This window comes from Streptomyces sp. NPDC054932, from assembly GCF_053610205.1.
The window spans coordinates 1-7,781 of the sequence record NZ_JBSGXU010000282.1 but is presented as its reverse complement, the minus strand read 5'-3'; the positions used below and the strand labels follow the sequence as shown (position 1 = coordinate 7,781).

Here is a 7,781-nt window from a genome sequence, read left to right as displayed (position 1 = left end):
GGGATGAAGAAGCCGGCCCCGCCGGCGTTTGAGGCGCGGGCGCGGAGCGCCGTGTGGTGACGCCCGCCAGGGCACGCGCGTCCGGCGAAGGACAACGACGCACCCCCAAACCCGCCGAGCCCGCGCAGCGACCCGGCAGGATGGGGGCATGCGGATTGCTGTCACCGGGGCGACCGGGCTCATCGGAAGTGCACTCGTGCGGTCCCTGCGGGCGGACGGGCACGAGGTGGTGCGGTTCGTGCGGCGGGAGCCCGTCGGCGCGGACGAGGCGCGGTGGGATCCCGCGGGCGGGTACGTGGACCCCGCCGGGCTGGCCGGCTGCGGGGCCGTCGTGCACCTGGCCGGGGCCGGGGTCGGGGACCACCGGTGGACGGCCGCGTACAAGAGGGAGATCCGCGACAGCCGGGTGCTCGGCACCGCCGCGCTCGCGAATGCCCTCGCCGCGCTCGACGAGCCGCCCGCCGTCCTGGTCTGCGGTTCCGCCATCGGCTACTACGGGGACACCGGCGACCGGACCGTGGACGAGAGCGCCCCCGCCGGGCAGGGGTTCCTGCCCTCGGTCTGCGTGGAGTGGGAGGGGGCCGCCGCCCCGGCCCGGGAGGCCGGGATCCGGACCGCGTTCGCCCGTACCGGCCTGGTCGTCGCCGGCGAGGGCGGGGCCTGGGGGCGGATGTTCCCCCTCTTCCGCGCCGGTGTCGGCGGCCGGCTCGGCAACGGCCGCCAGTACTGGTCGCACATCTCCCTCCGGGACGAGATCGCGGCCCTGCGGCACATCATCGACACCCCGGCCCTGTCCGGCCCGGTCAACCTCACCGCGCCCGAGCCGCTGACCAACCGCCAGGTGACCCGGGCCATGGCCCGGGTGCTGCACCGGCCCGCGGTGCTGCCCGTACCGGCCGTGGCCCTGCGCATCGTGCTGGGGGAGTTCTCCGAGGACGTGCTGGGCAGCCAGCGGGTCCGGCCCGCGCGGTTGCTGGAGTCCGGCTTCGTCTTCCGCGACCCCGGCATCGAGCAGGCGATCCGCGCCGCGCTCTGAGATCCGCGTGCGACCACCGTGCGACCGTTCGTGACCCGTATGCGACCGCTGTGCGACCGGAGTTGACCGCAATACCCCGCCGAACTCGGGTTCCCCTTTAACCGGTTGGGGGAAGGAGGATCCCCACACAGCCGCGCCGACCTCGGGGAGGGGCACGTGCTCAGCAGCGCACACCATGCCGCACACCATGCGGACGTCGTCATCGTAGGAGCCGGAGTCTCAGGACTCGCGGCAGCGCAGCACCTGATCGCAGCCGGAGTCACGGTCACCGTCCTGGAAGCCGCGGACGACTCCGGCGGGCGGATGGCAACCGAGTCCACCGACGGGTTCCGGCTGGACCGGATCGGCCAGTTGCTCAACACCGCGTACACGGAACTCGAACGCACCCCCGGCCTGCAGGCCCTGACCCTGCGTCCCTTCACTCCGGGAGTCCTCGTCCACACCGACGGGAAACAGCTGCGGGTCGGGGTCCTGACCCCCGCCCGGGCCCTGGCCAGCGGCTCGCTCGAGCAGGCCCGGATCAGCGCCGCCCTCGGCCGGCTCGCCGCCCTGCCCGAGGAGAAACTGCTCGCCCGTCCCGAACGCACCGCCCTCGCCGCCCTGCGCTCCCGCGGGCTGCCCCCGCGCACCCTCAACGGGGCGCTCCGTCCACTGCTCGCCACCCTGCTGCGCGACCCGGAGCTCACCACCTCCAGCCGGGTCGCCGACCTCGCCCTGCGCACCTTCGCCCGCGGTCGCCCCGCCGTGCCGGAGGGCGGCGCGGCAACCCTGCCCGGCCTGCTCGCCGCCGCCCTGCCGCCCGGCACCGTACGGACCGGGGTCCGGGTCAGGTCGGTGGCGACCAACCTGGTCACCACGGAGGAGCACGGCGACTTCCGCTGCCGTTCGGTCCTCCTCGCCACCGGGGCCCGCGCCGCCGCCGAGCTGCTGCCCGGCCTGCGCGTGCCCGCCTTCCACGAGGTCACCGTCCTGCACCACGCCACCACCGCACCCCTGTCCCGGGACGGCTCGCTGCTCGTGGACGGGGACCCCAAGTGGCCCATCACCCACACGGCCGTGATGAGTGCGGTCGACCCGACCCGGGCACCGGCCGACCGGAGCCTGGTCACCACCACGGTGCTCGGCCCGCCGCCGCCCCCGCGCACGGTCGCCTCGCGGCTGGCCCGGCTCTACGACACCCCCACCCGCGAGTGGGAGCTGCTGGCCGTCCACCACACCCCGGAGGCGGTCCCCGCGATGCCCCCGCCCTACGACCTGCGGCGTCCGGTACGGGTCCTGGCCGGGCTGTACGTGTGCGGTGACCACCGCGACACCAACACCGTCCAGGGCGCCCTGCACTCGGCCCGCCGCGCCGCCGGTGCCGTCCTGCGCGACTTCGGCATCCCGCTCCCGGTCGCCCCGGAGCCCGCACTTCCGGTGGCGGCCTGAGAACCACAGACGACACAGGGGCCCGGTCCCGTAACGGACCGGGCCCCTGCCGTGCGTCCGCTCAGGACAGGGCCGCCACCCGGTCCCGGTACGTCCGCACGGCCGAGGCGTCCCGGTACGGCTCCAGCCGCCGCTCGAAGTCCCGTACGTACTCCACCGCGCGCACCGACCGCATCTCCATCGCCTGCTGCGCCGCCTCCGCGCCCAGCGCGCACGCCTGGTCCAGCTCGCCCAGCCCCAGCCGGGCCGTGGCCAGCACCACCCGGCAGAACAGCCGGGACCGCGCGTACGCCGGGCCCCGCAGCTGCAGGGACCGCTCCGCGTGCTGCGCCGAGGCCCGGTACTGCTGGAGGTCCCGGTGGCAGTGCCCGAACTCGTCCGCCAGCTGCGCCTCGTCGTAGAAGCGGGCCCAGTGCGGTACGTCGTCCCCCGGCCGGGCCGCGCCCAGCGCGCGCTCGGCACGCACCAGGGAGGCCGTCGACGCGCGGACCTCGCCGAGGACCGCGTGGCCGCGCGCCTCGGCCGAGTGGAGCAGCGCCTGCACCACCGGCGGCGGGCCGGAGCCGACGCCCTGCTGGGCGACCCGGGCCAGCTGGACGGCCTCGCGGCCGTGGCCGAGGTAGACCGCCTGGCGGCTCATGGTGACCAGCACGTACGAGCCGTAGGGGCGGTCCGCGGCCGCCTGCGCCAGCCGCAGGGCCTGGACGAAGTACCGCTGGGCGAGCCCGTGCGCGGCGATGTCGTACGAGGTCCAGCCCGCGAGCCGGGTCAGATCGGCGGCTGCGGAGAACAGCCGCCGGCCGGTGGTCTCCCCGTAGGTCCCGCGGAGCATCGGTTCGGCCTCGTGCTCCAGGTAGCGCACCAGGGCCTGCCGGGCGTGCCCGCCGCCGTAGGCCTGGTCGAGGGTCCGGAACAGCTCGCTCACCGATCTGAGCGCGGCGATGTCCCCGCTCGTCACGCGCTGCCCGGGGCCGCGGTCGATCTGCCGCTGCCGGGGGACCGAGGCCCGCCCCTGCAGCGGGACGCGGGCCGCCGGGGGCTCCGCGCCCCGGCCCACGCGCTCGTCGGCCCGCCCGATCAGCCAGTCGCGGCTGGGCACGACCAGCCCGGCCGGGGTGAAGGCGATCTTCCGGAGCTCGGCGTGCGAGCCGGAGTCCTTGCGCCACAGCCCGCTCGCGATGTCGACGGCCTCCTCCGGGGTGGCCGCGAACTCCAGCCCCGCGTAGACGGGCGCACAGGCGTCCAGGCCCAGGTCCTGGGCGGACAGCCGCCGGCCGAGGCGGCGGGTGAAGACCTCGGCGATCAGCGCGGGGGTGGTCCCGCGGGGCTGCTGCCCGCGCAGCCACCGGGTCACGGAGGTTTTGTCGTACCGCAGATCGAGACCGTGCTCCAGGCCGAGCTGGTCGACGCGGCGGGCCAGACCGGCGTTGGAGAACCCGGCTTCCGCGATCAGCGCCGCGAGCTGGCGGTTGGGGACGCGCTGGGCAGGTCGTTCCGTCATCGGCTCCACGGTTTCCGTACGTGACGGACCGGGGTCCCGGCCCTGTGAACGGCGTGAATGTAGCGGCGAACTTCGCTGATGCCGCCCTCTCTGCCCCACATTCATCCGATCGTGTGCAGAATGCGTAGGGGCCTTTACGGACCGACCCCCTCCGCCCGCGTACGCTGCGGCCCATGACCCCTCGGCCCCACCGGGCGCACCTCCCCGAGGAGCGAACCGAATCCACAGCCCCGCTGCCCCCGCCCGAACTGACCGAGGCGGAGTGCCGGCGCTGCGGGACCTACATCGCGGGGCTCGACGGCCGGTACGCGTGCGGGGTGTGCGGCTGGGTCAACGACCACTCGGAGGGCCACCGGAGGCTGCCGCGCGCGGACGAGGACCCGGACCGGCCTCCCAAGGGACGGCGCCGGCCGAAGCAGCTGCCGTGGCCCGCCGTGGAGCCGGAGCCGGAGCCGGGAGCCGCTCCCGGGCCCTCTGCGGAGCCCGCGCCGGGCCCGTGAAGGGGCCCTGAAGGGCCCCGTACGGGCCGCCGTACCCTTGGCTCGGTGAGGTACGTGCACACAGCAGGTTCAACGAGGAGGCGCTGCGGTGGCTGAGCTTGGGTTTGTCCATCTGGGCTTCGGACCGGAATCCGTCGAGTACACCCGGGCCTGGGAAGAACAGCGCAGGGTGCACGCCGCCCGCTTCGCGGACGAGATCGAGGACACCTGCCTGCTGCTGGAGCACCTGCCGGTCTACACGGCGGGCCGGCGCACCGACCCCAGCGAGCGCCCGCTCGACGGCACCCCCGTCGTCGACGTGGACCGCGGCGGCAAGATCACCTGGCACGGCCCGGGCCAGCTGGTCGGCTACCCGATCATGAAGCTGCCCCGCCCGGTGGACGTGGTCGCGCACGTCCGCCGCCTCGAAGAGGCCCTGATCCGCACCGCCGCCGAGTTCGGCGTGGAGACCACCCGGGTCGAGGGCCGCTCCGGCGTCTGGGTCCTGGGCGACCCCGTCGAGGAGCGCCCCACGATCGGCGGCCTCTCCCTCGACCTCGACCCCCGGCTGCACGACGAGGAGTTCGACGCGCGGCTGAACGGTCCCGAGTACGCCCCGTCCAACGCCGGCCAGCGCCGCGAGGACCGCAAGCTCGCCGCGATAGGCATCCGGGTCGCCAAGGGCGTCACGATGCACGGTTTCGCGATCAACGTGAACCCGGACAGCACCTGGTTCGACCGGATCATCCCCTGCGGGATCCGGGACGCCGGTGTGACCTCGCTCTCGTACGAACTGGGCCGCGAGATCACCATCGCCGAGGTCCTTCCGGTGGCCGAACGGCACCTGAAGGACGTACTGGAGCACGCGGAGCTGCGGCCCCGCGAAATCGAGCCGGCGGTGGGCGCCTAGCCCCCGGGAATGAGACCGGCCGCTCGCAGGTTGGCCGACGTAAGAGCGTACGAAATTACGGGCGTACCCTGGTGGGCGCCCGAACAATCGAAGTCACAGGGAGCCGGTCGTGTCCGCAGTCGCACCCGACGGACGCAAGATGCTGCGCCTGGAGGTCCGTAACGCCCAGACCCCCATCGAGCGCAAGCCCGAGTGGATCAAGACACGGGCAAAGATGGGTCCCGAGTACACCAAGATGCAGGCCCTGGTGAAGGGCGAAGGACTGCACACGGTGTGCCAGGAAGCCGGTTGTCCCAACATCTACGAATGCTGGGAGGACCGCGAGGCCACCTTCCTCATCGGAGGTGACCAGTGCACCCGGCGCTGTGACTTCTGCCAGATCGACACGGGCAAGCCCGAGGCGCTGGACCGTGACGAGCCGCGGCGCGTCGGCGAGTCCGTGGTCACGATGGACCTGAACTACGCCACCATCACGGGCGTCGCGCGCGACGACCTGGCCGACGGCGGTGCCTGGCTGTACGCGGAGACCGTGCGCCAGATCCACCAGCAGACGGCGGGCCGCGAGGCCGGCCACACCAAGGTCGAGCTGCTGGCCCCCGACTTCAACGCGGTCCCGGAGCTGCTGGAGGAGGTCTTCGCCTCCCGCCCCGAGGTCTTCGCGCACAACGTCGAGACGGTGCCGCGGATCTTCAAGCGGATCCGCCCCGGCTTCCGCTACGAGCGCTCGCTCGAGGTGATCACCAAGGCCCGCGCCTACGGCCTGGTGACCAAGTCGAACCTGATCCTCGGCATGGGCGAGGAGCGCGAGGAGGTCTCGCAGGCCCTGAAGGACCTGCACGAGGCCGGCTGCGAGCTCATCACCATCACGCAGTACCTGCGGCCCTCGCCGCGGCACCACCCCGTCGAGCGCTGGGTGAAGCCGGCCGAGTTCGTGGAGCTGGCGAAGGAGGCCGAGGAGATCGGCTACTCCGGCGTGATGTCCGGCCCGCTGGTCCGGTCCTCGTACCGCGCGGGTCGTCTGTACCAGCAGGCGATGGAGAAGCGCAGCCGAGTCTGAGCGCAGGTCGAGGGTCCGCCCGAGGTACGAGGGCGGGCACTCGGCCGGAGCGGTGACGAGGCGGAGCTCGACCGCAGGTACAGAGAAGCGCGCGACCGTCTGATCACCCGTGCGGACCAGTGTGTGAAGTCGCACACAAAGCGTTACCAACGAGTAACAACGCATGGACGCGGCCCCTAGGCTCTTTCTTGAGGAAGAGTCCGGCGGGCCGCGTCAGTGTTTGCAACGTGTCCATCACATTTGACCGACCGGTCACGCCCTGGTAACACCAGTCAGTGACGCTTGGTCCACGCACCGCACACACCGCTCGCATCACGCCGACGCGAGCATCGTGAAAGGGATCGACATCATGCAGGCCGCGCCCGTACGCGCCATTGCCATCCCGACCCTCTCCGACGCCTTCCGGGGCATTGAGTCCCTGCTGATGAGCGGGGCCCGCCGCAACGCCTGGACGGCGGTCCTGGAGGACCGCAAGAGGGCCAAGGACCGGGTCGAAACCGAACATGTACTTGAGGCCGCGGCTACCCGAACCCCGCAGGCCACGTAAACTTCGCTTTATGGCGAGGAAGTCAAACGCAGAGACTGCTGCGAACCCCGGGCGACTGAAGCAGATCGCCCTGACGTACAAGATGACGCGCAAGGCGGACCCGAAGGTCGGTCTGGTCGTCGCGGGCGTGGGCATCGTCACCTTCGGTGTCTTTCTCGCGATCGGCTTCCTGTTCGACCACCCGGTCTACCTGGGCATCCTGGGATTCCTGGTGGCGTTCCTCGCGATGGCGATCGTCTTCGGACGTCGGGCCGAGCGGGCTGCCTTCGGGCAGATGGAAGGCCAGCCGGGAGCGGCCGCGGCCGTACTGGACAACGTGGGACGGGGCTGGACGACCACCCCGGCCATCGCGATGACCCGGCAGCAGGACATCGTCCACCGGGCCGTGGGCAAGGCCGGCGTCGTGCTGATCGCCGAGGGCAACCCGAACCGGGTGAAGCCGCTGCTCGCGAACGAGAAGAAGAAGATGGCCCGGATCATGCCGGACGTGCCGGTGCACGACTTCATCGTGGGCACGGGCGAGGGCGAGGTGCCGCTCAAGAAGGTGCGCACCACCCTGCTCAAGCTGCCGCGCGTGCTGGCGGGCCCCCAGATCACCGAGGTCAACGACAAGCTGCGGGCCATGGGTGACCTCATGAGCAACATGCCGCTGCCGAAGGGCCCCATGCCGAAGGGCATGAAGATGCCGCGCGGCGGAAAGATGCGCTGACCCGGTCACCTGATTTTCGTATACGACACAGGGGTGCCCCCCCCACCCAACAGCAAGTGGGGCCACTCCCACTCTTTAAAAAAAAAGCAACCCCAACAGAACACCAAAAAAATG

At 72.2% G+C, this 7,781-nt stretch carries 8 protein-coding genes; 7 read left to right on the top strand and 1 reads right to left on the bottom strand.

What is annotated here, in order from left to right; genetic code table 11:
• Positions 1 to 148: 148 nt before the first annotated feature.
• On the top strand, positions 149 to 1,036 hold the full coding sequence (locus tag ACWGE1_RS38715; protein ID WP_453425162.1) for a TIGR01777 family oxidoreductase: 888 nt from the start codon (positions 149 to 151) through the stop codon (positions 1,034 to 1,036).
• 156 nt (positions 1,037 to 1,192) lie between these two features.
• Positions 1,193 to 2,464, top strand: coding sequence for an NAD(P)/FAD-dependent oxidoreductase (locus ACWGE1_RS38710; RefSeq protein WP_453425161.1), 1,272 nt, complete (start codon positions 1,193 to 1,195; stop codon positions 2,462 to 2,464).
• 61 nt (positions 2,465 to 2,525) lie between these two features.
• On the opposite strand, the gene ACWGE1_RS38705 is transcribed toward ACWGE1_RS38710, so the two are convergent.
• Positions 2,526 to 3,965 carry a regulator gene (locus ACWGE1_RS38705; protein ID WP_453425160.1) on the bottom strand — a complete coding sequence of 480 codons (1,440 nt, stop codon included), beginning with the start codon at positions 3,963 to 3,965 and terminating at the stop codon, positions 2,526 to 2,528.
• Between the two features lie 173 nt (positions 3,966 to 4,138).
• On the opposite strand from ACWGE1_RS38705, the gene ACWGE1_RS38700 reads away from it, so the two are divergent.
• The 5 genes from ACWGE1_RS38700 to ACWGE1_RS38680 all read left to right on the top strand — a co-directional run bounded on the left by ACWGE1_RS38700 (position 4,139) and on the right by ACWGE1_RS38680 (position 7,667).
• On the top strand, positions 4,139 to 4,465 hold the full coding sequence (locus ACWGE1_RS38700) for a hypothetical protein (protein ID WP_453425159.1): 327 nt from the start codon (positions 4,139 to 4,141) through the stop codon (positions 4,463 to 4,465).
• Positions 4,466 to 4,553: 88 nt separating this feature from the next.
• The gene (gene lipB, locus ACWGE1_RS38695) at positions 4,554 to 5,354 is read left to right on the top strand and encodes a lipoyl(octanoyl) transferase LipB (RefSeq protein ID WP_453425158.1); all 801 of its coding nucleotides are present in this window, start codon (positions 4,554 to 4,556) and stop codon (positions 5,352 to 5,354) included.
• Positions 5,355 to 5,463: 109 nt separating this feature from the next.
• The gene (gene lipA / locus ACWGE1_RS38690) at positions 5,464 to 6,411 is read left to right on the top strand and encodes a lipoyl synthase (RefSeq protein ID WP_079404752.1); all 948 of its coding nucleotides are present in this window, start codon (positions 5,464 to 5,466) and stop codon (positions 6,409 to 6,411) included.
• A 349-nt stretch (positions 6,412 to 6,760) separates the two neighbouring features.
• Positions 6,761 to 6,958, top strand: coding sequence for an SCO2195 family GlnR-regulated protein (locus tag ACWGE1_RS38685; RefSeq protein ID WP_030010916.1), 198 nt, complete (start codon positions 6,761 to 6,763; stop codon positions 6,956 to 6,958).
• A 10-nt stretch (positions 6,959 to 6,968) separates the two neighbouring features.
• Positions 6,969 to 7,667 (top strand): DUF4191 domain-containing protein, encoded by a 699-nt coding sequence (locus ACWGE1_RS38680; RefSeq protein ID WP_453425157.1) that lies wholly within the window; start codon positions 6,969 to 6,971, stop codon positions 7,665 to 7,667.
• The last annotated feature ends 114 nt before the right edge of the window (positions 7,668 to 7,781 follow it).